At 63.6% G+C, this 24,851-nt stretch carries 22 protein-coding genes; 4 read left to right on the top strand and 18 right to left on the bottom strand.

Features of this window, described 5'->3' with window-relative positions:
* The first annotated feature begins 3 nt into the window (after window positions 1–3).
* From coaE to yacG, 3 genes are all read left to right on the top strand, one after another.
* A complete protein-coding gene (gene coaE / locus E2K99_RS01870) occupies window positions 4–624 on the top strand; it encodes a dephospho-CoA kinase (protein WP_134221153.1) in 621 nt (206 codons plus the stop codon).
* Between the two features lie 213 nt (window positions 625–837).
* On the top strand, window positions 838–1,593 hold the full coding sequence (gene zapD / locus E2K99_RS01865; protein ID WP_034336663.1) for a cell division protein ZapD: 756 nt from the start codon (window positions 838–840) through the stop codon (window positions 1,591–1,593).
* Window positions 1,594–1,628: 35 nt separating this feature from the next.
* Complete coding sequence (gene yacG / locus E2K99_RS01860) at window positions 1,629–1,814, top strand: DNA gyrase inhibitor YacG (RefSeq protein ID WP_034336666.1); 186 nt, start codon at window positions 1,629–1,631, stop codon at window positions 1,812–1,814.
* A 42-nt stretch (window positions 1,815–1,856) separates the two neighbouring features.
* Here the strand turns inward: yacG and E2K99_RS01855 are convergent, their stop codons facing one another.
* The 7 genes from E2K99_RS01855 to E2K99_RS01825 form a co-directional block, all read right to left on the bottom strand.
* Window positions 1,857–2,282: an NUDIX domain-containing protein gene (locus E2K99_RS01855; RefSeq protein WP_039790450.1), complete on the bottom strand. Its 426-nt coding sequence runs from the start codon at window positions 2,280–2,282 to the stop codon at window positions 1,857–1,859.
* On the bottom strand, window positions 2,282–3,157 hold the full coding sequence (locus tag E2K99_RS01850; protein ID WP_039790449.1) for an ATP-binding protein: 876 nt from the start codon (window positions 3,155–3,157) through the stop codon (window positions 2,282–2,284). The genes E2K99_RS01855 and E2K99_RS01850 overlap by 1 nt, the downstream gene beginning before the upstream one ends.
* Window positions 3,158–3,348: 191 nt before the next feature.
* Entirely contained in the window at window positions 3,349–4,584 is a 1,236-nt protein-coding gene (gene argJ / locus E2K99_RS01845) for a bifunctional glutamate N-acetyltransferase/amino-acid acetyltransferase ArgJ (protein WP_134135682.1), read from the bottom strand.
* Between the two features lie 35 nt (window positions 4,585–4,619).
* A complete protein-coding gene (locus E2K99_RS01840; RefSeq protein ID WP_134221152.1) occupies window positions 4,620–5,372 on the bottom strand; it encodes an SGNH/GDSL hydrolase family protein in 753 nt (250 codons plus the stop codon).
* Window positions 5,373–5,382: 10 nt separating this feature from the next.
* Window positions 5,383–6,189 carry a DUF2272 domain-containing protein gene (locus E2K99_RS01835; protein ID WP_121042538.1) on the bottom strand — a complete coding sequence of 269 codons (807 nt, stop codon included), beginning with the start codon at window positions 6,187–6,189 and terminating at the stop codon, window positions 5,383–5,385.
* Window positions 6,190–6,363: 174 nt separating this feature from the next.
* Complete coding sequence (secA, locus tag E2K99_RS01830) at window positions 6,364–9,120, bottom strand: preprotein translocase subunit SecA (RefSeq protein WP_121042536.1); 2,757 nt, start codon at window positions 9,118–9,120, stop codon at window positions 6,364–6,366.
* 346 nt (window positions 9,121–9,466) lie between these two features.
* Complete coding sequence (locus E2K99_RS01825) at window positions 9,467–10,444, bottom strand: M23 family metallopeptidase (protein ID WP_121042534.1); 978 nt, start codon at window positions 10,442–10,444, stop codon at window positions 9,467–9,469.
* Between the two features lie 53 nt (window positions 10,445–10,497).
* On the opposite strand from E2K99_RS01825, the gene E2K99_RS01820 reads away from it, so the two are divergent.
* Window positions 10,498–11,052, top strand: a complete 555-nt coding sequence (locus tag E2K99_RS01820; RefSeq protein ID WP_134221151.1) for a DciA family protein — start codon at window positions 10,498–10,500, stop codon at window positions 11,050–11,052.
* 146 nt (window positions 11,053–11,198) lie between these two features.
* Here the strand turns inward: E2K99_RS01820 and lpxC are convergent, their stop codons facing one another.
* From lpxC to mraY, 11 genes are all read right to left on the bottom strand, one after another.
* Window positions 11,199–12,134 (bottom strand): UDP-3-O-acyl-N-acetylglucosamine deacetylase, encoded by a 936-nt coding sequence (gene lpxC, locus E2K99_RS01815; RefSeq protein ID WP_039790443.1) that lies wholly within the window; start codon window positions 12,132–12,134, stop codon window positions 11,199–11,201.
* A 196-nt stretch (window positions 12,135–12,330) separates the two neighbouring features.
* Complete coding sequence (locus E2K99_RS01810; RefSeq protein WP_134221150.1) at window positions 12,331–12,837, bottom strand: peroxiredoxin; 507 nt, start codon at window positions 12,835–12,837, stop codon at window positions 12,331–12,333.
* Between the two features lie 200 nt (window positions 12,838–13,037).
* On the bottom strand, window positions 13,038–14,228 hold the full coding sequence (gene ftsZ, locus E2K99_RS01805; protein WP_088755862.1) for a cell division protein FtsZ: 1,191 nt from the start codon (window positions 14,226–14,228) through the stop codon (window positions 13,038–13,040).
* Window positions 14,229–14,581: 353 nt separating this feature from the next.
* The gene (ftsA, locus tag E2K99_RS01800; RefSeq protein ID WP_008334543.1) at window positions 14,582–15,814 is read right to left on the bottom strand and encodes a cell division protein FtsA; all 1,233 of its coding nucleotides are present in this window, start codon (window positions 15,812–15,814) and stop codon (window positions 14,582–14,584) included.
* 10 nt (window positions 15,815–15,824) lie between these two features.
* Entirely contained in the window at window positions 15,825–16,595 is a 771-nt protein-coding gene (locus tag E2K99_RS01795) for a cell division protein FtsQ/DivIB (protein WP_121042532.1), read from the bottom strand.
* Window positions 16,596–16,623: 28 nt separating this feature from the next.
* Window positions 16,624–17,628 carry a D-alanine--D-alanine ligase gene (locus E2K99_RS01790; protein ID WP_034329314.1) on the bottom strand — a complete coding sequence of 335 codons (1,005 nt, stop codon included), beginning with the start codon at window positions 17,626–17,628 and terminating at the stop codon, window positions 16,624–16,626.
* Window positions 17,625–19,052 carry a UDP-N-acetylmuramate--L-alanine ligase gene (murC, locus tag E2K99_RS01785; protein WP_134221149.1) on the bottom strand — a complete coding sequence of 476 codons (1,428 nt, stop codon included), beginning with the start codon at window positions 19,050–19,052 and terminating at the stop codon, window positions 17,625–17,627. Before murC ends, E2K99_RS01790 begins: the two co-directional genes overlap by 4 nt.
* Window positions 19,049–20,131, bottom strand: a complete 1,083-nt coding sequence (gene murG / locus E2K99_RS01780; protein ID WP_134221148.1) for an undecaprenyldiphospho-muramoylpentapeptide beta-N-acetylglucosaminyltransferase — start codon at window positions 20,129–20,131, stop codon at window positions 19,049–19,051. Before murG ends, murC begins: the two co-directional genes overlap by 4 nt.
* Complete coding sequence (gene ftsW, locus E2K99_RS01775) at window positions 20,128–21,402, bottom strand: putative lipid II flippase FtsW (protein ID WP_134221147.1); 1,275 nt, start codon at window positions 21,400–21,402, stop codon at window positions 20,128–20,130. The genes murG and ftsW overlap by 4 nt, the downstream gene beginning before the upstream one ends.
* Entirely contained in the window at window positions 21,399–23,561 is a 2,163-nt protein-coding gene (gene murD / locus E2K99_RS01770; protein WP_134221146.1) for a UDP-N-acetylmuramoyl-L-alanine--D-glutamate ligase, read from the bottom strand. The genes ftsW and murD overlap by 4 nt, the downstream gene beginning before the upstream one ends.
* A gap of 119 nt (window positions 23,562–23,680) precedes the next feature.
* A complete protein-coding gene (mraY, locus tag E2K99_RS01765; protein ID WP_034329301.1) occupies window positions 23,681–24,850 on the bottom strand; it encodes a phospho-N-acetylmuramoyl-pentapeptide-transferase in 1,170 nt (389 codons plus the stop codon).
* Window position 24,851 lies beyond the last annotated feature (1 nt).

The following is a 24,851-nucleotide window of genomic DNA, read 5'->3' as shown; positions in this document are numbered from 1 at the left end:
CCCATGACCTCACTGACTGAACGCTTCACCATCGGCCTGACCGGCGGCATCGGCAGCGGCAAGACCACGGTGGCCAACCTGTTTGGCGAGCTCGGCGCTTCGCTGGTCGATACCGACGCCATCGCCCACGCCCTGACCGCACCGCAGGGCCTGGCCATCGCTCCCATCCAAGATTATTTCGGCGCCGAATTCATCGATGCGAACGGTGCCATGGACCGCACCCGCATGCGCCAGCACGTGTTCGGCAACCCGACGGCGCGCCATGCGCTGGAAGCCATCCTGCATCCGCTGATCCGCAGCGAAACCGTGCGCGAGGCCGAGGATGCCACCGGTCCCTATGTCATTTTCGTGGTGCCGCTGCTGGTGGAGTCCGGCACCTGGGTTGGCCGTGCCAGCCGCATCCTGGTGGTGGATTGCCCGGAAGAAGTGCAGATCGCGCGCGTCATGCAGCGCAACGGCCTGCAGCGCGAGGAAGTGGAAGCCATCATGGCCGCGCAGGCCAGCCGGCAGGCGCGGCTGGCGGTGGCGCAGGACGTCATCGACAACGGCGGCAGCAATGCCGACCTGCCGCATCAGGTACGCGAGCTGCATGCGCGCTACCTGGCGCTGGCAGGCGGGCACTGAGCGATGGTGCAGCTTGCGCGGCTGCAGCAATGCACTTGAGCAGCGCGGCAAATGCGATGCGCTCCTGCAGCTTCATTTGATGGCGACTGCATTTGTAATTTTCTTCTGCATGGGTCAGAATCACAGACATTGCACATGTTGACGAGGTTATTGCACCCACGCGGCCTGTCAGCGGCCTAACAAGTCCGGTTCAACCAATAAAGGGATCATGCTTTGATCGTCTACGAATACCCTTTCAATGAGCGTATTCGCACGCTGTTGCGACTGGAAGATCTCTACGAGAAATTCGTCTTCTTCCTGCACCAGGAAAGCCCGCATCAGCATCACATCGCCCTTGCCACCATTTTTGAAATGCTGGAGGTCGCCGGACGCGCCGACCTCAAGTCCGACCTGCTGCAAGAGCTCGAACGGCAAAAGCAGATCCTGCTGGCCTACCAGTCCAATCCCAATGTCGAGCCCGAGATGCTCAATGCCATCCTGGCCGAAGTCGACCAGGCCAGCAGCGCCCTCTCGGCCGCCCAGGGCAAGACCGGCCAGAACATCCGCGACAATGAATGGCTCATGAGCATTCGCGGCCGCACCATCATCCCGGGCGGCGCCTGCGAATTCGACCTGCCGGCCTATTACGCCTGGCAACAGCATCCGTTTGAGCGCCGTTTTCAGGACATCTCCAACTGGTTCGCCCCGCTGATCCCGCTGTTCGATGCCATCGCCATCGTCATGCGATTGCTGCGCGAATCCGGACATGCAGTAAAAATCAACGCCGAAGGCGGCAGTTACCAGCAGATGCTGCAAGGCAAGGTCTACCAGATGCTGCGCCTGTCGCTGGACATCAACCTCGGCGCCATCCCCGAGATCTCGGCCAACAAATACATGCTGTGGGTGCGTTTCACCCAGCAGGATGGCGACGAGAAGCCGCGCTCCTTCGAGGGCGAAGTGCCCTTCGAACTGGCGCTGTGCGGCTTCTGATCCGTAATCTGAATAAATGAAGTGAAGTAAAACGTATGGCAACGATCGTAGACTGCCCGACCTGCGGCACCAAGGTGGAATGGAGCGAGAAGAACAAGTACCGCCCCTTCTGTTCCGAACGCTGCAAGCAAATCGACCTGGGTGCCTGGGCCGAAGAAAAGTACACCATCCCCGCAGTGAACCTGCCGCTGGAAGACGAAGGGGACAAGCCCGTGCAGTGATGACGGGCTTTTTCCTTCATTTCACCTTAAAACCACCCATCTTCAGGCTTTGTCGCCATAGCGCAGCTGATCCAGCCACTGCAGCAGCGGGATGGTGGCCGGCAGCAGCGGTTCCACCCCCACGCTGCCCTGCCAGGCAAAGGCCTGGCCTTCCAGGCTCTGCGGCTCGCCGCGCCACTGGCGGCTGATGTAGAAATGCAGGCGTACATGGGCATGCGGATAGACGTGCTCGACGCCGCACCAGGGCTCGCCGTCCAGCACCTCGATCCCCAGCTCTTCCTTGAACTCGCGCTGCAGCGCCGCGAAGATGCTTTCGCCCGGCTCCACCTTGCCGCCGGGGAATTCCCAGTACCCCGCATAGGGCTTGCCATCCGGACGCTGGCCCAGCAGCACGTCGCCGTTGGGCTGCATCAGGATGCCCACGGCCACATCGATGGGCTTGGCCACCGGCTTGGAATCGCCGCTCATCAGCCTTGCGCCTTGCCGGCGTAGTCGCGCGCGAACTGCCAGGCCACGCGGCCCGAGCGCGAGCTGCGTTGCAGCGCCCAGCGCAGGGCATCGGCGCGGGCTTCGGCGATCTGCGCATCATTGCAGCCGAAGTGGCGCAGCCAGTGCGCCACGATGTCCAGGAAATCGTCCTGCTTGAAGGGATAGAAGGTCACCCACAGGCCAAAGCGCTCGGAGAGCGAAATCTTTTCTTCCACCGTTTCGCCGGGGTGCAGGTCGCCATCCTCGGTGTGGGTGTAGGTATTGTTGTCGGAGAGGCGCTCCGGCATCAGGTGGCGGCGGTTGGAGGTGGCGTAGATCAGCACGTTGTCGGACTGCGCGGCGATGCTGCCGTCCAGGGCCACCTTCAGCGCCTTGTAGCCGCCCTCGCCTTCCTCGAAGGAAAGATCGTCGCAGAAGACGATGAAGCGTTCCGGACGCGCCGCCACCAGTTCAACGATGTCCTGCAGGTCGTGCAGGTCATCCTTGTCCACTTCGATCAAGCGCAGGCCACGGTCCGCGTACTGGTTCAGGCAGGCCTTGATGAGCGAGGACTTGCCGGTGCCGCGCGCGCCGGTCAGCAGCACGTTGTTGGCCGGGCGGCCTTCGACGAACTGGCGGGTGTTCTGGTCGATCTGTTCCTTTTGCGGGCCGATGTTATGCAGGTCCGACAGGCCGATCTTGGAGATCTGCCCCACCGCCTGCAGGTAACCGGGACGCTGGGCCGTCGCACCGCGCCAGCGGAAGGCGACGGCGGCGTTCCAGTCGGGCTCACGGGCGGCGGCGTTGGGGAGGATGGCTTCGACGCGCGCCAGCAAGGCTTCGGCACGCTGCAGGAATTGGTCTAGCTGGGTCATGGTGATCGCAAATCGGGATGAACGGGGCGGGAATGCACGCGCCATTGTGGCGCAAGGCGCTGGCGGCCGGTGTGAATAAAATTGATCCGAGGGCGCGGGCATTCATGTTGCCGCCGCCATCCCGGGCGCGCCACCGGCCCGGGGATGGGTGGGCCGATGGCGGCGAAACGCCGCGAGGTGAAGAAAACCGCTCAGGAACGATAGTCGGCGTTGATCGAGACGTAGTCGTGCGACAGGTCGCAGGTCCAGATGGAGGCCTTGGCCGTGCCGCGCGCCAGCTTCACACGCACCACGATCTCGGCCTTCTTCATGACGCGCTGGCCATCTTCTTCGCGGTAATCCGGGTTGCGGCCGCCGTCCTTGGCGACCCACACATCGTCCAGCCACAGGTTGATCTTGGACACGTCCAGGTCGTCGATGCCGGCATAGCCGATGGCGGCCAGGATGCGGCCCAGGTTCGGATCGGAGGCGAAGAAGGCGGTCTTGACCAGCGGCGAATGGCCGATGGAGTAGGCGATCTGGCGGCACTCCTCGATGCTCTTGCCGTCTTCCACGGCCACTTCGATGAACTTGGTCGCGCCTTCGCCATCGCGCACGATCTGGTGCGCCAGATGCTGCGACAGGTCGGTGACGGCAGCAGCCAGTTGCTTGTACTCGTCGCTGTCGGCGCTGGTGATCTCCAGTTCGCCGGCACCGGTGGCCATCAGGATGAAGGAATCGTTGGTCGAGGTATCGCCATCGATGGTGATGCAGTTGAAGGAGTGATCAGCGGCGTCCTTGACCAGCTGGTTCAGCAGTGCCTGCGGCAGCTTGGCGTCGAAGGCCAGGAAACCCAGCATGGTGGCCATGTTGGGCTTGATCATGCCGGCGCCCTTGCTGATGCCGGTCATCACCACCTGCTTGCCGCCGATGGTCAGGGTGCGCGAAGCAGCCTTGGGCTGGGTGTCGGTGGTCATGATGGACTCGGCCGCGTTGAACCAGTTGTCAGCCTTCAGGTTGCCGATGGCTTGCGGCAGGCCGGCGATGATGCGATCAGCCGGCAGCGGCTCCAGGATCACGCCGGTGGAAAACGGCAGGATCTGCTGCGGCTCCACGCCCATCTGCTGGGCCAATGCAGCACAGACCGACTTGGCGCGCTGCAGGCCTTCTTCACCGGTGCCGGCGTTGGCGTTGCCGGTGTTGATCACCAGGGCGCGGATGGGCTTGCCGGCGCTCAACTGCGCCAGGTTGGCCTGGCAGATCTGCACCGGGGCGGCACAGAAACGGTTCTTGGTGAAGACGCCCGCCACCGTGGCGGTCTCGGCCAGCTTCATGACCAGCACGTCCTTGCGATTGGCCTTGCGCACACCCGCTTCGGCATGGCCGAGTTCGATGCCGGCGACGGCTTTCAGGTCAGAAGGAACGGGAATCGGGGAATTGACGGCCATGGCGAGCTTTCAGCGTAAAAATCGGAACGCGTATTTTAAACACTTTCCGTCACCGGCTGATGACGCAGAAACTCGCTTTCGATGATCTCGGCGCTCATCCTGGCCCATTGCGCATACTGGCCGTGGCCCGGATGGAAGCGGTCAATCGCCATCTCATGCGGCAGCGCCCATTGCATGGAGCAGTAGCGCAAGGCGGCCTCGGCATCGATCCAGTCGCGCAGGGCGCGGTCCAGCTTGCGCGCATAGCGGCCCAGATACCAGCGCAGCGGCTGCGGTGCCACCGGCAGCAGGTGCATGGGCGGCAAGCCCGAGAAGACGATGTGCTCCACCCCGGCCTGCGCCATCAGGCGTTCGCACAGCAGGCGCAGGTTGGCCACGTAGCGTTGCGGGCTCATCTGCGAGGTCACGTCGTTCACGCCCAGGGCCACCACCAGGACCGTAGCCGGACCGATCTCATGGCGCGCCAGCAGATCCAGCGCTTCGAGCGAATTGACGCCGCTCTGCGCCACCAGCTGCCAGGCCACCGGATGCCCGGTGCGCGCGGCCAGCTGGCGAGCCAGCGGCTGGGCCAGGGCTTGCTCCTGATGCTCCACCCCGACCCCGGCGGCCGAGGAGTCGCCCACCACCAGCACGCGCAACGGCTCGGCCACCAACCGGGGCTGCATGGGGGGAAACTCCATGCCGCTGCGCGGACCGGCCGCTTCCGGCAGGCGCAGCGCGGTCTGGCGCAGGCGTTTTGCTTGCGCCAGCAAAAGGGGCCCCAGCAGCAGTTTTCCCAGGATCAGCATGGGCGGCCCGTCACGGCAGCAGGTTCTTGACCACCACCAGCCACGGGCGCGCGGCAATCGGCTGGGCGCGGCCTTGCTCATCCACCGGGATCAGGGATTCGGAGACCGAGTTGAAGACATTGCCGCCGATCACGCCAGCCCAGCCATCATCGGCATGCACCTCCACCACCAGATCGCAATGGCCGGCCAGCCCGGGCCGGATTTCGTCGATGGAAGTGATGTTGTTGTTGCCGCGCGGGGCGCAGATCAGGTCACCGGGCGCAATCGGCTCGCTCTCGGCCGGGCGCAACACGAATTGCGGCGAGGGGCGCGACTGGCGGTCCTTGAGGAAGCTCAGGTAATTGAAATGGGTTTCGTTGGGCGCGAAATCCTGCGGCGGCACATTGGTGCTCACCATCAGCCAGGAAATGAAGGCCGCCGACCAGGCTTGCTGGCAATCCGCACCGGTGAGGTTCTTGCCGACCGCGTGCCAGTACTCGGCCACCCGCTGCACGGCCTCGCCCTCGTCTTCCAGCAAGCCCAGGCGCGGGGCGCTGAAGGGCTCATGGCGCATGTCGATCTGCTGGTTGCCGAAGAAATCCCACTCAGCCTTGGCCGCTTCCACCAGCGCCGCCCGCGTGGGGGGCGCGGTGCTGATGGCCACGGCGGGCACGCCGGTATTGGTCACCGGGATGGAGGGCGTGACGGGCGCGTAGCCCGGGTTGCCGCTGTCGCGCCACTGCGGCAGCGGCGAGGAAGCGCAGCCGGCCAGCAGGACGGCGATGGCGGTGGCAGTGAAGCTGAGACGGGAAGCACGAAACATCTTGGCGAGCGACATCTTCTTGTTCTCCTGGGCGGCAGGCGTGGGCTGCCGGAGCGTTCATCATAAAGGGAGCCAGGCCAATTTTGCAGAAGCCTTCACCTGCAGGATGTAAAAAAGGCCGCCCACCCGCTTGGGTGGACAGCCTCTTCACATCTGGCCGGAATGCGGCCGAACCGGGGGACCTCTGGTTCAGGCCAGCTTGCCGTGGCACTGCTTGTACTTCTTGCCGCTGCCGCAAGGGCAGGGATCGTTGCGGCCGACCTTGGGGTATTCCGATCCGTCGTCTTCGCCACCGGCCTGGGCGGTCGGTGCCAGCAGTTCTTCCGGCGCGGCTTCGGGATCGAAGTCGGCGTGCTGGTAGTTGACGTTGATGGGCGAGCCACCGGCCATGCTTTCCTCGGCCGCTTCGATTTCTTCGCGGCTCTGGATGCGCACGGTCATGACGACCTTGATGACTTCGTTCTTGATCAGGTCCAGCATCTGGGCGAACAGCTCAAAGGCTTCGCGCTTGTATTCCTGCTTGGGGTTCTTCTGCGCATAGCCGCGCAGGTGGATACCCTGGCGCAGGTGATCCAGTGCGGCCAGGTGTTCGCGCCAGTGGTTGTCGATGCTCTGGAGCATGACGCTGCGCTCGAAACCGGCGAAGGCATCCACGCCCACCACGGCCACCTTGGCTTCGTAGGTGTCCTTGGCGGCCGTCAGCAGGCGCTCCAGCAGTTCGTCTTCGGCCAGGTCGGGTTCGGCCTTGAGCATGGCTTCCAGGTCGATGTCGAGCTGCCATTCGTTCTTGAGCACAGCTTGCAGGCCGGGGATGTCCCACTGCTCTTCCATCGACTCGGCCGGCACGTATTCGCGGAACAGGTCGGTGAAGACGCCATCACGCAGGGAGGCGATCATCTCGGCCATCTCGGCCGACTCCAGCAACTCGTTGCGCTGCTGGTAGATGACCTTGCGCTGGTCGTTGGCGACGTCGTCGTATTCCAGCAATTGCTTGCGGATGTCGAAGTTGCGGGCTTCCACCTTGCGCTGGGCCGACTCGATGGAGCGGCTCACGATGCCGGCTTCGATCGGTTCGCCTTCGGGCATCTTGAGGCGATCCATGATGGCGCGCACGCGGTCGCCGGCGAAGATGCGCAGCAGCGCATCATCCAGCGACAGGTAGAAGCGCGAGGAACCCGGATCACCCTGGCGGCCGGAACGGCCACGCAGCTGGTTGTCCACGCGGCGCGATTCGTGACGCTCGGTGCCGATGATGTGCAGGCCGCCGGCATTGACCACGTGGTCGTGCAGGGACTGCCATTCATCGCGCAGCTGCTGCGACTTGGCGGCTTTGTCGGCATCCGACAGGGATTCGTCGGCTTCGATCAGCTGGATCTGCTTGCCCACGTTGCCGCCCAGCACGATGTCGGTACCACGGCCGGCCATGTTGGTGGCAATGGTGATCATCTTGGGACGGCCGGCCTGCGCCACGATCTCCGCTTCACGCGCGTGCTGCTTGGCGTTCAGGACATTGTGCGGCAGCTTGGACTTGGTCAGGATGCCGGAGAGCAGTTCCGAGTTCTCGATCGAGGTGGTGCCCACCAGCACGGGCTGGCCGCGCTCGTAGCAGTCCTGGATGTCCTTGACCATGGCCATGTACTTCTCTTGCGCGGTCTTGTAGACCTGGTCCTGGCGGTCCTTGCGGGCATTGGGACGGTTGGGCGGGATCACCACGGTTTCCAGGTGATAGATTTCCTGGAATTCGTAGGCTTCGGTGTCAGCCGTACCGGTCATGCCGGACAGCTTGGCATACATGCGGAAGTAGTTCTGGAAGGTGATCGAGGCCAGGGTCTGGTTCTCGTTCTGGATCTTGACGCCTTCCTTGGCTTCGACGGCCTGGTGCAGGCCATCGGACCAGCGGCGGCCCGTCATCAGGCGGCCGGTGAATTCGTCGACGATCACCACTTCACCGTTCTGCACCACGTAATGCTGGTCGCGGTGATACAGGGTGTGCGCGCGCAGGGCGGCGTACAGGTGGTGGATCAGGGTGATGTTGGCAGCATCGTAAAGCGATGCGCCTTCGGGCAACAGGCCCATCTGGGTCAGGATTTCCTCGGCCTTGTCGTGACCGGCTTCGGTCAGCAGGACCTGGTGGCTCTTCTCGTCCTTGGTGTAATCACCGGGGACTTCGATCTTGCCTTTGCCGTCCGGGGTCTCTTCGCCGATCTGCAGAGTCAGCAGGGGCGGCACGGCGTTCATCTTGTGATACAGCTCGGTGTGGTTCTCGGCCTGGCCGGAGATGATCAGCGGGGTACGCGCTTCGTCGATCAGGATCGAGTCCACTTCATCGACGATGGCGAAGTTCAGGGCGCGCTGCACGCGGTCATCGGCATCGAAGACCATGTTGTCGCGCAGGTAGTCGAAACCGAACTCGTTGTTGGTACCGTAGGTGATGTCGGCGGCGTAGGCTTCCTGCTTGACGTCGTGTTCCATCTGCGACAGGTTCACGCCGGTGGTCAGGCCCAGCCAGCTGTAGAGGCGGCCCATGTCTTCGCAGTCGCGCTGTGCCAGGTAGTCGTTGACGGTCACCACGTGCACGCCCTTGCCGCCGAGCGCATTGAGGTAGGCCGGCAGGGTTGCCATCAGGGTCTTGCCTTCACCGGTGCGCATTTCGGCGATCTTGCCGAAGTGCAGCGCCATGCCGCCGATGAGCTGCACGTCGAAGTGGCGCATCTTGAGCACGCGGCGGGACGCTTCGCGGCAGACGGCGAAGGCTTCCGGCAGGATCGCATCCAGCGTTTCGCCGCCGGCGATGCGTTGCTTGAATTCGGGCGTCTTGGCTTGCAGTTCGGCGTCGCTCAGCTTCTCGACCGAGGGCTCCAGCGCGTTAATCTGGCGGACGATTTTTTGATATTGTTTGAGCAGTCGCTGGTTACGGCTGCCGAAAATCTTGGTCAGGAATGACATGCTTGGATTCTATAAAAGCGCCGATGAACGATCCGGCAGAGTGACGTTGGGCTCCCGGCGGCAGGATTCCAGCCGACAACGCCCGAAAATAAACCATGGATTCTAGCACGCAGGCCGAGGGCATTGGCTCGCCAGCCCGTCTTCATGCCGCCTGCGCGCCGCATTCGCTTTAGATCGGGCGTGTTTGCAAGGTTTCAATGGGGGATGGGGATTTGGCAAAAATCTTCATGCCGGGCTTGCCAGAGATGCAATGATGCGCCAGGAATGCGGCCTGCAGGCCACCCTCCCCGGCCGCAAACGCCCGTCCCACGGAGGCTGGCACCGGCCAGAACTTGCCCGAGCGGACTCAGCGGCCCGCGACGAAGACCGGCATCTGCTTGGGCTGGTTGCCGCCGGTGGCACCGAGCGCCAGGAACTTGCGCGGATCCTGGGCGATGCCGCGTATGCGGACCTCGAAGTGCAGGTGCGCCCCGGTCGAACGCCCGGTCGAACCCACATCGGCCACATGCTGGCCGCGCTTGACGATGTCGCCCACCTTCACGAACAGCCGCGAGGCGTGGGCGTAGCGGGTGATGATGTTGTTGCCGTGGTCGATTTCAAGCATGTTGCCGAACTGATAATGATATTCCGAGGCGATCACCACCCCGGCGGCGGCGGCGACGATCCGGGTGCCGACCGGGGCCGGGAAGTCCAGGCCTTCATGGAAGGCGTTGTGGCCGCTGAAGGGGTCCAGCCGCCAGCCGAAGCTCGACGAGTTGTAGGCCACGTTGACCGGTTGATTGGTCGGCAGCAGGCGCGACTTGATCTTGTCGCCCATGAGGGTGGATTCCACCGCGTTGAGATAATCGGAACGATGGCCGGCATCCTGGGCCAGGTTGTCGAGCATGCGGCGCAGCTCATCCATGCCGACATCCCGGCCGGAGCCGGCGATGCTGGAGACTTCAGCGCCGCCACGACCGGGCAGCTCCTTGAAATTGAATTCTTCCGGACGGATGCCGGCCAAGCCCTGCACGCGTTCGCCCAGCGCATCCAGGCGCATCATCTGGGCCTGCATCTCGCCGACCTTCACGGCCATCATGGCCAGGTTCTCTTTCAGGAATTTCTCGTTGCGGCCATCTTCTTCCTGGCTCATGGAGACGGCCAGCTTGTGCAGCATGGGCGCGGCATCCGGGTCGCCGGCCTTGTTGAGCAGGAAATAGGTGATGGACAGCGAAGCGCCGGCGATCACGCTCACCAGCAGCAGCAACATCAGCAGGAGGTGCTTGGTGCCGAGCGTGACCGATCGGGCTTTGGTGAAACGGGGGTGCAACAGGATAATTTGCATCTTTGCTCCTTGGTCTCCGGCCGGTCAGACACCGGATGTGATAAGGTTTAAAGATGAAGTACGCATCTACGTTTACCCCTTATCGGCCGGCTCTCACAAGTGCTCAACGCATGGCGAAGAGCACGAAGGGAGCCGCGGATTTCTTGCGGTCGAATTCGACGATGGCGGCGCTGTTGCCCGCCCTGGCTCGCATGGGCACGCTGCAGCAGTCAGTGGCCGCGAACTTGCCGGCGATGTTTGCCGCGTGTCAGATCTTGCAGTTTGAAGCTGGCGTGCTGGTCATGAGCGCGCCCAATGCAGCACTGGCGGCACGGTTGAAGCAGCAAACCCCGAGGCTGCAGGACCGCCTGCTGAAGGACGGATGGCAGGTTAATTCAATCCGAATCAAAGTGCAAGTTGGCCGGACGGCCCCCCCGCCAGCGCCAAAACGGGTGCTGGAACTGACCGACAACGCGCTCACTTCCTTCGCCGAACTCAGCAGTACACTGGCCAGCGATCCGCGCAGCCAGGGCCTGAAGGAAGCCATCGACGCCATGATACGGCGGCGCGACCAGCGCAGATTGGCCAAGCAGGCAGGAGAAGACCCGCCATTTCTTCAGGGAAAATAGTCCGGAAATAGCCGGATCACGAGATTCTTCTAAAAAATTTACAAGATTTCTCTCGTCAGATCGCCAGCAAGCCATCGCCAGAAAAGCAAACGCCCCGGTCCAGGCCGGGGCGTTCTACATTGCAGCGTGTGCAGCCAGCGCCAGCGTCAGTTCAGCGCCCACTCCTGCTGGGCTTGCATCACATAGGTCTGCGGGGCCTGGTCGAGCTGGTCGAAGCTGACGATCTCATAGGCATCCGGCTGCGACAGCAATTCGCGCAGCAGCAGGTTGTTGAGGCCATGGCCGGACTTGTGGGCATCGTAGCTGGCCAGCAGCGGATGGCCGATGATGTACAGGTCGCCGATGGCATCGAGGATCTTGTGGCGCACGAACTCGTTGTCGTAGCGCAGGCCGTCGGCATTGAGGATGCGGTACTCATCCATGACGATGGCGTTCTCGAAGGAACCGCCACGGGCCAGGCCCATGCCGCGCAGGGTTTCCACGTCCTGCATGAAACCGAAGGTGCGCGCGCGGGCGATTTCCTTGACGTAGGAGTCGATGCCGAAATCGACCTCGGCCACCTGCCCGGTGCCGTCCACGGCCGGGTGATTGAATTCGATGAAGAACTTCAGGCGGAAGCCGTCATACGGTTCCAGGCGCGCCCATTTTTCCTTGTCGCCCGTGCCTTCGCGCACTTCCACCGCCTTCTTGACGCGGATGAATTTCTTGGGCGCGTTCTGCTCCTGCAAGCCGGCCTGCTGCAGCAGGAACACGAAGGACGAGGCCGAACCATCCATGATGGGGATTTCTTCGGCAGTCAGGTCGATGATCAGATTGTCGATGCCCAGCCCGGCGCAGGCCGACAGCAGGTGTTCGACGGTGGAAACCTTGGCACCATCTTTGGTCAGGGTCGAGGCCATGCGGGTATCGCCCACGCCGGTAGCGATCATCGGCAGCTCGACCACGGGATCGAGATCCACGCGGCGGAACAGGATGCCGGTATCGGGGGCGGCCGGACGCAGGGTCAGCTCGACCTTGGTGCCGGAGTGCAGGCCGACGCCGGTGGTCTTGACCAGATTCTTGATTGTGCGCTGTTTCAACATCCGGTCATTATAGCCAAGATGCCTCTGCCCCGCCCCTTGCGGCAGGGCTTTGTTGCAAATCGTTCCTATCTGTAAAACAGGGGCCGGAGGCGCCCATTCATCGATCACAGCGATAAATCCGTTTCCCCAAGGAAAAACGGCATGCCTCAGCATGCCGTTTCTTTTTCGCCTGGTGGCCGGGAAATCCCGGCAGGCATCAGCCCAACTGGCCCAGCAGGGTTTCCGCGTTGGAGACCTCGAACTTGCCCGGGGCTTCCAGGTTCAGCTGCTTGACCACGCCGTCTTCGACCAGCATGGAATAGCGCTGCGAGCGCACGCCCATGTTGCGTTCGGTCAGGTCGAATTCCATGCCCAAGGCCTTGGTGAACGTGGCGCTGCCATCACCCAGCATGCGCACGATGCCGGTGGCCTTCTGCTCGCGGCCCCAGGCGCCCATGACGAAGGCGTCGTTGACCGAGATGCACCAGATCTCATCCACACCCTTGGCCTTGAACTGGTCGGCCAGAGCGATGTAGCCCGGCACGTGCTTGGCCGAACAGGTCGGGGTGAAGGCGCCCGGCAGCGCGAACAGCGCGATCTTCTTGCCCTTGACCAGGTCCGACACCTTGAAGGCGTTGGGGCCCAGGCTGCAGCCTTCGGTCTCGGTCTCGATGAATTCGGTCAGGGTGCCTTCGGGCAGGCGGTCGCCGATCTTGATGGTCATGGTGTTTCCTCGTCTGGTTGTAGGACTGTGAATTGATTAAGTGGTGAAACAGATGCATCTGCCGCGATTGATCGATTCAGCAGATGAGTTGCCGGCACGCTGCGCACGAAAAAAAACGCCGCGCACCAGGCGCGGCGTTAGTATGCCTTGGAACGGAGCGGCCTGCTGTGAAGCTGGCAGCCGTCCGTGACCAACGACGATCAGTCCGCCTGCTTGCGCAGGAAGGCCGGGATGTCGTAGGTTTCCATGCCGTTCTTTTCCAGGGCGCGCACGGTGTCGGAAGCCGACTCGCGACGCCACACGGCCGGGGCCTTCAGGCCGCCGAAGGTGGCACCGGCCGGTTGCGCGGCGCCTTGCGGCATCACGCCACCGACGGCCATCATCGGCTCGTTGTGGGTACCGGTACGCATGACCGGGGTCTGCACCAGTTGCACGGCCTTGCGGGCACGGCCCAAGCCGGTGGCCACCACGGTCACGCGGATCTCGTCACCCATGCTGTCATCGTAGGCGATGCCCTGGGCGATCGAGGCGTCCGGTGCCGCGAAGGCGCGCACGGTCGCCATGACTTCCTTGATTTCCTTGCCCTTCAGGCCTCGGCTGGCAGTGACGTTGACTAGCACGCCGCGCGCGCCGGACAGGTCGATGCCATCCAGCAGCGGCGAAGCCACGGCCTGCTCGGCGGCCACGCGGGCGCGGTCGACACCGGCGGCCGTCGCGGTACCCATCATGGCCTTGCCCTGCTCGCCCATGATGGTCTTGACGTCGTTGAAGTCGACGTTGATGTGGCCGGGCACGTTGATGATTTCGGCGATACCGGCCACCGCGTTGTTCAGCACGTCATCGGCGTGCGACAGCCATTCGATCATGCTGTCGTCTTCGTAGATCTCTTCCAGCTTTTCATTGAGGATGATGATCAGCGAATCGACGTGCTGGGTCAGCTCTTCCAGGCCGGCGTCAGCGATGTCCATGCACTTCTGGCCTTCGTAGGAGAAGGGCTTGGAGACCACGGCCACCGTCAGTGCGCCCAGCGACTTGGCCACTTGCGCCACCACCGGAGCGGCACCGGTGCCGGTACCGCCACCCATGCCGGCGGCGATGAAGACCATGTGCGCGCCGCGCAGGGAATCTTCGATGCGGGCGCGGGTTTCCTCGGCCAGGCGGCGGCCGACGTCGGGCTGCATGCCGGCGCCCAGACCGGTATCACCGATCTGGATGACGTTGTGCGCCTTCGATTGCTTCAGTGCTTGGGCATCCGTATTGGCGGCGATGAATTCGACGCCGGACACACCCTTGTTAATCATGTGCTGCACGGCATTGCCGCCAGCACCGCCCACGCCCACGACCTTGATGATCGTACCCAGCGTCGCATTGTCGACCATATCGATTTCCATGATGACTCCTTAAAATATATGTGTCCTGCAGCTGGCAGTTGATAGGCATCACGCGGTGTGACGACTAGCAACTGGTCACTGCTGTCCGTATGTGTGCTTCCCTGTTGTTTCTTGTTGATGCTGATACCGATGCTGCCAATGATGCGACTGATACCTTGAAACCTTAAATTCTTGAAACCTTAAATTCTTGAAGCCTTGATACCGCTATTCTAAGAAAACACTGCTGCAAATTTGCTGCCGTTCTCATCAATTTTTACTGCCAGAACCGTACAACCGAACCGCCAGCAACGACCAATGCTTTTACATCCTGATGCATTCACCACCGGCCGCTCGTGGCAGCCGATGAGAATCGGTCAGAAATTGCCGAGGAACCATTCCTTCATGCGCTGCCAGACCGCCTTCACCGAGCCTTCCTGGCGCGTCACGATGTAGCCGCGCAGATACTGTTTCTTGGCTTCCTGCAGCAGGCCCAGCACGGTCGAGTAGCGCGGGCTGCGCACCACGTCGGCCAGCTGGCCGCTGTATTCAGGCGTGCCCAGGCGTGCCGGCTTCAGGAAAATGTCTTCGGCCAGTTCGGTCATGCCCGGCATCATCGCCGAGCCACCGGTCAACACGATGCCGGAAGACAGCACCTCTTCATAACCCGACTCGCGCACCACCTGGTGCACCAGCGCGAACAGCTCTTCCACGCGTGGCTCGATCACGGCGGCCAAGGCCTGGCGCGAGAGCGTACGTGGATTGCGGTCACCCAGGCCGGGCACTTCCAGCGTCTCGGTCGGATCGGCCAGGATCTGCTTGGCCACGCCATAGCGCAGCTTGATTTCTTCCGCTTCCAGCGTAGGCGTGCGCAGGGCCATGGCGATGTCGTTGGTGATCTGGTCGCCCGCGATCGGGATCACCGCGGTATGGCGGATCGCCCCTTCGGTGAAGACTGCCACGTCGGTGGTACCGCCGCCGATGTCGACCAGCACCACGCCCAGCTCGCGCTCGTCGGTGGTCAGCACCGAATCGGCCGAAGCCATCGGCTGCAGGATCAGGTCCGACACTTCCAGGCCGCAGCGGCGCACGCACTTGACGATGTTCTGCACGGCAGAGACCGCACCGGTGACGATGTGCACCTTCACTTCCAGGCGGATGCCGCTCATGCCGATGGGCTCGCGCACGTCTTCCTGGTTGTCGACGATGAATTCCTGCGGGACCGTGTGCAGCAGCTGCTGGTCGGTCGGGATGTTGACCGCCTTGGCGGTCTCGATCACGCGCGAGACGTCGGCGGCGGTGACTTCCTTGTCCTTGATGGCGACCATGCCGCTGGAGTTGAAGCTGCGGATGTGGCTGCCCGCAATGCCGGTATAGACATTGCGGATCTTGCAGTCGGCCATCAGCTCGGCTTCCTCCAGCGCGCGCTGGATGGATTCGACGGTGGCCTCGATGTTGACCACCACGCCTTTCTTGAGCCCCTTGGATTCGGACTGCCCCAGCCCGATCACTTCATGGCGGCCATCGGGCAGCACCTCGGCCACCACCGCCACCACTTTCGAGGTGCCGATGTCGAGACCGACGATCAGATTTTTTGCGTCTTTTGTCATAGCGTTCCGCTTATTTCTTTTTCCCGTTCATTGCCGCCAGCACCATTCCATCTGCCTTCAGGGCCATCCCGTTGGGATAGCGCAAGTCGACGCTTTCTATCTTGCCCTGCAATCTTTCCAGCAGCTGCGGATACACCGCCACCAGCCGCGCCACGCGTTCCTTCAACACCGCATCGCCCTGGTCACGGCCCAGTTCGACGGTCATGCCATTGTCCAGCCGCACGGTCCAGGCGTAGCGGTTCGACAGCACCAGCGACTCCGGCTCCAGCTTGATGGGCGCGAACCACTGGCGAAACAGCGCCAGCCGCGCCACCACCTGCTTCTCGCTGCCGGGCGGGCCATCGAACTCCAGCAGGTCACCGTCGTCCTCGGCCTCGGCCAGGTTGGCGGTGAACACGTCACCCTTCTGCGAGAGCAGCTTGCCATCCTCGCCCCAAGTGCCCAGGGCCTTGTGTTCCTCGATCTTCACCACCAGCCGGTCCGGCCATTCACGCCGCACCATGGCCTTGCGCACCCAGGGCACGGCTTCGAAGGCCGCCCGCACCGCCGTCAGATCGGCGGTGAAGAAATTGCCATGGATGCGCGGCACCGCGGTCGCCCGCACCGTCAACGCATTGACCTTCTCCAGCGGCATGTCGCCGGAGGATTCAATGCGTATCGTGTGCAGCGTGAACATCGGCCGCTGCGCCACCCACCATAAACCTGATGCCACCAGGGCCAGCAGCACCAGCGCAATGAGCGCACTGCTGATGGCGTTGAGCATCTTGACGTCCTGCCACATCGACGCGTTCTTCCTTAAACCCGGGCCATTACGGCTGGCCCGCCTGCGGCGTCCAATCCTTCGAGGGCGTCATGTCCAGCGACGCCATCTGCAGGATCGTGCAGCACAGGTCTTCATAGCTCAGGCCCACGGCCTTGGCCGCCATCGGCACCAGGGAATGGCCGGTCATGCCCGGCGAGGTATTGATTTCCAGCAGGAAGGGCTCGCTCTTGCCATCGGCCTCGCGCAGCATGAAGTCCACACGGCTCCAGCCACGGCAACCGAGCGCATTGAACGCACGTACCGCCAGATCCTGCAAATGGCGAGTCAGTTCCTCGTCAAGGGGCGCCGGACACAAATATTTCGTGTCGTCGGTGAAATACTTGTTCTGGTAGTCGTAATTGCCCTCCGGTGCGCGGATCTCGATGACCGGCAGCGCGCGCGCCTCGCGGCCCGTGCCCAGCACCGGCACCGTCAGTTCGCGGCCACGGATGAACTCCTCGGCCAGCACCACGCTGTCGTAGCGCGCGCAGAGATCAAAGCCGGCCTGCATGTCCGAGTAACCGTTGACCTTGGCAATGCCGATGGTCGAACCTTCGTGCGGCGCCTTCAACATCAGCGGCAGGCCCAGCTCGTCAGGGACCACGCGCAGTTGCTCACGCGTAGTGGCCTTGGCATCCAGGCTCAGGAAGCGCGGCGTCGGCAGGCCGTGCGAGAGCCAGATGCGCTTGGTCATGATCTTGTCCATGGCGATGCTGGAGGCCATCACGCCGGGGCCGGTATAGGGCAAGCCCATCTGTTCCAGCGCGCCTTGCAGCGTGCCGTCTTCGCCATAGCGGCCATGCAGGGCGATGAAGACGCGGTCGAATTTCTCGGCCTGCAATTCACCCAGGCTGCGCTCGGCCGGGTCGAAGGGATGCGCATCCACACCCTTGCTGCGCAAGGCCTGCAGGACACCGTTGCCCGACATCATCGACACTTCACGCTCGGCGGAGCGGCCGCCGAAGAGCACGCCGACACGGCCGAAGGCCTTGATCTGGTCCTGGCTGATCATGCGGCCCCCTGTTCGTTCTTGCCACCGGCTTGCGCCACCAGGCGGCCGGGTACGGCGGAAATCGATCCCGCGCCCATGGTCATGACCACATCGCCATCGCGCACCACATTGCGGATGGTCTCGGGCATGTCGCCGATATCATCCACGAAGACCGGCTCCACCTTGCCTGCCGCACGCAGCGCATGCGCCAGCGAACGGCCGTCAGCGGCCACGATGGGCGCTTCACCGGCTGAATACACTTCGCCCAGCACCAGCACATCGGGCGAGGACAGGACCTTCACGAAATCCTCGAACAGGTCGCGCGTGCGGGTGTAGCGATGCGGCTGGAAGGCCAGCACCAGACGGCGCCCCGGATAAGCGCCACGGGCGGCGGCGATGGTGGCGGCGGTCTCGACCGGGTGGTGGCCGTAATCGTCCACCAGCGTGAAATGACCGGCCGGATTGCCCTGCGCATCGGTGATCGGCACTTCGCCATAACGCGTGAAGCGACGGCCCACACCGTTGAATTCGGTCAGTGCTTTCTGGGTGGCGGCATCGTCCACGTCCAGTTCGCGCGCAATCGCGATGGCGGCGCAAGCGTTCTGCACGTTGTGCATGCCGGGCTGGTTCAGGCTCACCTGCATGGAGGCGTAGCCGTCCTGGATCACGGTGAATTCCATCTTGCCGTCGACCGCCTTGGCATCGATGGCGCGCACATCGGCGTCTTCATGGAAACCATAGGTGAGGATGGGCTTGGAAACCATGGGCATGATTTCTCGCACGTGCGGGTCATCCAGGCAGAGCACGGCCACGCCGTAGAACGGCAGGCGCTGGGTGAACTCGACGAAGGCCTGCTTCAGGCGCGCGAAATCATGGTTGTAGGTTTCCATGTGATCGGCATCGATGTTGGTGATGACTTCGATCACGGGCGTGAGGTTGAGGAAGGACGCATCCGATTCATCGGCCTCGGCCACGATGAATTCACCGGTACCCAGCTTGGCGTTGGCGCCGGCGCTGGTGAGGCGGCCGCCGATGACGAAGGTCGGGTCCAGCCCGCCCTGCGCCAGCACGCTCGCCACCAGGCTGGTGGTGGTGGTCTTGCCGTGGGTGCCGGCAATGGCGATGCCCTTCTTCAGGCGCATCAGTTCTCCCAGCATCACCGCACGCGGCACGATGGGGATGTGCTTCTTGCGCGCGGCCAGCACCTCCGGGTTGTCGCCCTTGACGGCGGTGGAGGTGACGATGGCGTCAGCGCCCTCGATATTCTCGGCTGCATGGCCATAGCGGATGCTGGCACCCAGTTGTGCCAGACGCTGGGTGGCGGCGTTGCTGCCCAGGTCCGAGCCGGAGACGCCGTAGCCCAGGTTGAGCAAGACTTCAGCAATGCCGCTCATGCCCGAGCCGCCGATGCCGACAAAATGGATGTTCTTGACGCGATGCTTCATGGTGTTACCAGTCCTTCCAGCACGCGCGCGATTGCCTCGTTGGCATCGCGCCGGCCTTGTTCGTACGCCGCCTGCGCCATGGCATGGCATGCAGCGCGGTCCAGTTTCTGCAGCAAACCGGCCAGGTGATCCGGCGTCAGTTCGCGTTGCGGCAGGTGAATCGCCGCCTTGTTCTGTGCCATCCATTTGGCATTGTCGATCTGGTGCGAGGTGGTCGACACCGCCAGCGGAACCAGCACGCTGGCCACGCCCGCTGCCGTCAGCTCGGAGACGGTGATCGCGCCGGCGCGGCAGATCACCAGATCAGCCTCGGCATAGCGGCGCGGCATGTCGTCGATGAAATCGACCACTTCGGCCTGCACGCCTGCCGCCTCATACGCTGAACGCAAGGCCGCGATGTGCTGCTTGCCCGATTGATGCGTCACCTGCGGACGCAGCTCGGCGGGCAGTTTTGCCAGCGCCGCCGGCACGTTGTCGTTCAACACTTTGGCGCCCAGGCTGCCGCCCACCACCAGGATCTTCAGCGGGCCGCTGCGGCCGGCGTAACGCTGGGCCGGTTGCTGCAGCGCGATGATTTCCTTGCGCACCGGATTGCCGGTGACCTCGGCCTTGCCTGCGGCCTTGCCGAAATCGGCAGGGAAGCCGAACAGCACCTTGGTGGCCATCGGCGCGAGGGTCTTGTTCGACAGCAGCAGGGCCGCATCCGCATTGACCAGCACCAGCGGCTTGCCGCGCAGGCGCGCCATCATGCCGCCCGGCACGGTGACGTAACCGCCCATGCCCAGCACCACATCGGGGCGACGGCGGCCGAGGATGGCATGGCAATGCAAGAAGCTTGCCGCCAGGCGCCACACGCCCTTGACCGTATGCATCAGGCCCTTGCCGCGCAAGCCGGCGAAGACAATGCTGTCCATCTCCACGCCATGGCGCGGCACCAGCTCGCGCTCCATGCCGTGCGTGGTGCCCAGCCAGCTCACCTGCCAGCCGCGCGCACGCATGGTGTCGGCAATGGCCAGGCCGGGGAAGATGTGGCCACCGGTACCGGCGGCCATGATGAGCAATGTGCGGGGCGCGTTCATAGACGGCCTCCGCGCATGAGCACCCGGTTTTCGTAATCGATGCGCAGCAGAATGGCCAGGCCCACGCAATTGAGCAGCACGCCCGAACCGCCATAGCTCATCAGCGGCAGCGTCAGGCCCTTGGTCGGCAGCAGGCCCAAGTTCACGCCCATGTTGATGAAGGCCTGCACACCCAGCCAGATGCCGATGCCCTTGGCCACCAGGCCGGCAAAGGTCAGATCGAGCGCGATGGCCTGGCGGCCGATCTCGAAGGCATGCTTGACCAGCCAGTAGAACAGCAGCACCACCACCAGCACGCCAACGAAACCGAGCTCCTCGCCGATCACGGCGAGCAGGAAGTCGGTATGCGCTTCCGGCAGGTAGTGCAATTTTTCCACGCTGCTACCCAGGCCCACGCCGAACAGCTCGCCACGGCCGAAGGCGATCAGCGAGTGCGACAGCTGATAGGCCTTGCCCAGTGCGTTTTCCTCTTCCCACGGATTCAGGTAGGCAAAGATACGCTCGCGCCGCCACGGAGAGGTCACGATGACCAGCGAGAACACACCGACCAGCGTGGCACCGATGCCGCCAAACCAGACGCCGTTGATGCCGCCCAGGAACAGGATGCCCATGGCGATGCAGACGATCACGCCGAAGGCACCGAGGTCGGGCTCCAGCAGCAGCAGCAAGCCCACCAGGCCGACGGCGGCCGCCATCGGGAAGAATCCCTTGACCAGCTTGTGCATCACCGCCTGCTTGCGCACCGTGTAGTCGGCGGCGTACAGCACGATGAAGAGCTTCATCAGTTCGGAAGGCTGCAGGTTGATGATCTTCAGCGAGAGCCAGCGCTTGGCACCGTTCACACCCTTGCCCACGCCCGGGATGAGCACCATCAGCAGCAGGATCAGGGTGATCGCGAACAGATAGGGCGCCCACTTCTGCCAGGTCTCCATGCGTACGCGGAAGGCCAGCGCGCCCGCGATGATGGAGAGCACGATGAAGATCGCCTGGCGGATCAGGAAGTGGTAATTCGAATAGGAGGCGTACTTGGGCGAATCCGGCAGTGCCACCGAGGCGGAGTAGACCATCACCATGCCGAACAGCATCAGCAGCAGGACCACCCAGATCAGTGGCTGGTCGTATTCCATCATGCGCGAACGCTGTTCGAAACCGATGCTGCCCGATGCGCTGCCACGGCCACTGCGGCCACCCTGGGCGCGACCGGCGGCCGCCGGCGCGGCTTCTTTCAAGCCACCCAGCCAGCTGCGCATGGAAGACAGGCCCAGTTTCATGTCAGCACCTCACCGCGCGAGAGCGCCAGTTCACGCACCGCATCCACGAAGACTTCGGCGCGATGGGCGTAGTTGCGGAACATGTCCAGGCTGGCGCAAGCCGGCGAGAGCAGCACGATGTCGCCAGCGGTGGCGAGTTCTCCGGCCTTTTCCACGGCGGCTTCCAGGCTGGCGCAATCGATCAGCTCGACCCCGCTGTCGGCCAGGGCGGCGCGCACGGCAGGGCCATCGCGGCCGATCAGCAAGACTGCACGAGCATATTTCTGTACCGGCAGGTCCAGCGGCGAAAAGTCCTGGCCCTTGCCGTCGCCACCGGCGATCAGCACGATGCGATTGGGACGGCCGCCCAGCCCCAAGCCATTGAGCGCGGCCACGGTGGCACCGACATTGGTGCCCTTGCTGTCGTCGTAGTACTCGACATCCTGGATCACGCCGACCAGTTCCACGCGATGCGGCTCGCCGGTGTACTCGCGCAGGCCGTGCAGCAGCGGAGCCATCGGCAGGTCGATGGCGCGGCACAAGGCCAGTGCGGCCAGCGCATTCATGGCGTTGTGGGCACCGCGAATGCGCAGGGCATCGGCGGGCATGAGGCGCTTGACGGTCACCGGCGGCGGCAGCATGTCCTTCTGCTTGCGGCGGCGCTTGCCCTCCGGCACTTCGTCATCTTCATGCACGAAGGCATTGGCCAGCCACAGCATGCCGTTGTCGTTGACCAGGCCGAAGCTGTTGGGCGTGGACGGTTCGTCCAGGCCGAAGGTGGACAGCGGCGCGGCGGCGGCGCTCATCTCCATCACCAGGGCGTCATCGCGATTGAGTACGCGCACGGTATCCTGGCCGAAGATGCGGGCCTTGTCGGCGGCGTAGTGCTCCATGCTGCCGTGCCAGTCCAGGTGATCCTGGGTCAAATTCAGGACGGTGGCGGCGTGCGGCTGCAGACTGTGCGTGGTGTGCAGCTGGAAGCTGGAAAGCTCCAGCACCCAGGCTTGCGGCATTGAGCCGCGATAGGTCGGCTCGGGCGGCGGCGGTGGCGGGACTTCCACCAGCGCATCTTCCTCGGCCTTGCGCGAGACCTCCATGAAATCGCCCAGGTTCATGGCCTCGCCAGTGGTCGCCGGGGCGTCGATCTCGGCTTGCGGGATCGCGTCGGAAGCGACGTCCAGCGTGGCCGCGACAGCCGGCTCCGGCGCTTCGTGCGCGGCAGAGCTGGCTGCCTCGGCGTCATCGGGGGAGGCTTCGGTGGCTGGATGCCCGGTCTCGGGTGCCGGCTGCTGTGCAGTTTCCTGTGCAGTTTCCTGTCCTGTTTCCTGCCCTGTTTCCGGTACAGATTCCTGTACGTTCTCCTGTCCAGCTTCCTGCTCTGCCACCGGCTGCTCTTCCGCAGTCGCCAGCAGATCCATCTGCGGCGCGGGTTCAGATTCCGATGCGGAGACCGGCGCGTCTGCTTGCGGCTGCGCCTGCAACACTGGCACCGCAATCGCTGCGGCCGCCTCGATGCTGGCGGCGGCACGGCGATGCTTCTCGGCTTCGGCCGCCTGCTGGGCATCCAGCACGGCCTGCTGCGCGGCTTGCGCTTCAGCTTCGGCGGCAGCCTGTTCGGCGGCGATCGCATCCTGCTCGGCCAGTTCGGCCAGGAATACCTTGTCCTTGATGACCGCTTCGCGCAGCACATCCAGGGCGGCCGGGCTGATGTTGCCCGCCACTTGCACCGACAGGCCGGCGCGCTGGCACAGCAGGCCGGTCAGGCGGGTCACGGTAGTCTTGCCGTTGGTGCCGGTGATGGCCAGCACCTTGGGTTGATACAGGGTCTCTTCGCGCAAGGCGGCCAGCGCCTGCGCAAACAATTCGATCTCGCCCCACAGCGGCAGGCCGCGTTCGGCAATGGCCGGCATCAGCGGTGCCAGCTCGCCTTCGGGTGCCAGGCCGGGACTGACGGCGACGAAATCGATTCCATCAAGCAAGGACGGAGACAAGGGCTGGCCCAGCACGGCCTGCGCCTCGGGCGCGCCGGCGCGCAAGGCGGCCAGACGCTCGGCCAGGGCCGCTTCGCCACGGGTATCGGCCACGCGCACGCCGGCGCCGCAGTAGACCAGCCACCGCGCCATTGCCAGGCCGGACTCGCCGAGTCCGAGCACCAGAACGTGTTTGCCCGAGTAATTCATCGTTGTTTCCAGACTCACTTCTTCACTTGTTTCTTGCCATGCAGGGACTGCCCTGCCAACCACAAAGGCAGCGCCTGCCATACTTCACAAGGGCTGCCGTTTTTGTTCATATCGCCTGTTTACCGCAGCTTCAGCGTCGACAAACCGACCAGCACCAGCATCATGGTGATGATCCAGAAGCGCACCACCACCTGGGTTTCCTTCCAGCCCTTCTGCTCGTAGTGATGGTGCAGCGGTGCCATCAGCAGCACGCGGCGGCCGGTGCCGAAGCGCTTCTTGGTGTACTTGAAATAGGCCACCTGGATCATCACCGAGAGCGTTTCCACCACGAAGATGCCGCCCATGATGAAGAGCACGATTTCCTGACGAACGATGACCGCGATGGTGCCCAGCGCACCGCCCAGCGCCAGTGCGCCGACGTCGCCCATGAACACCTGCGCCGGGTAGGCGTTGTACCAGAGGAAGGCCAGCCCCGCGCCGCCCATGGCACCGCAGAAGATCAGCAGTTCGCCGGCCCCCGGGATATGCGGGATGAACAGGTACTTGGCATAGGCCGCATTGCCGGTCAGGTAGGCGAACAGGCCGAGGGCCGCACCGACCAGCACGGTCGGCATGATGGCCAGGCCGTCCAGGCCATCGGTCAGGTTGACCGCATTGCTGGTGCCGACGATGACGAAATAGGTCAGCGCGATGAAACCCCACACGCCCAGCGGATAGGTCACGGTCTTGAAGAAGGGCACGATCAGGTCGGCCTTGGGCGGCAGGTCCAGGCTGAAGCCGGAACGCACCCAGGCGACGAAGAGATCGAAGACCTTCATGTTGCTCACCTCGGATACCGAGAAGGCCAGGTAGAACGCGGCCACCAGGCCGATCAGCGATTGCCAGAAATATTTTTCACGCGAGCGCATGCCTTCCGGATCGCGATAGACCACCTTGCGGTAGTCATCGACCCAGCCGATGGCGCCGAAACCGAGCGTGACGATCAGCACGATCCACACGAAGCGGTTGGACAGGTCGGCCCACAGCAAGGTGGAAATGCCGATGCCGATCAGGATCAGCACGCCGCCCATGGTCGGGGTGCCGGACTTGATGAGGTGGGTCTGCGGACCATCCTGGCGCACGGCCTGGCCGACCTTCATGCGGGTGAGCATGCGGATCACGGCGGGGCCGGCGATCATGCCGATCAGCAGGGCCGTGAGCGTGGCAAACACCGCGCGGAAGGTGATGAAGTTGAACAGGCGCAGAAAGCCGAAATCCTGTTGAAAATTCTGTGCGAGCCAGACCAGCATG

Origin of the sequence: Herbaspirillum huttiense, assembly GCF_004367745.1 — a bacterium.
In the GTDB taxonomy this organism is placed as follows: domain Bacteria; phylum Pseudomonadota; class Gammaproteobacteria; order Burkholderiales; family Burkholderiaceae_D; genus Herbaspirillum; species Herbaspirillum huttiense.
The sequence above is the reverse complement of the archived record's forward strand: the minus strand, read 5'-3'. Positions and strand labels throughout refer to the sequence as shown.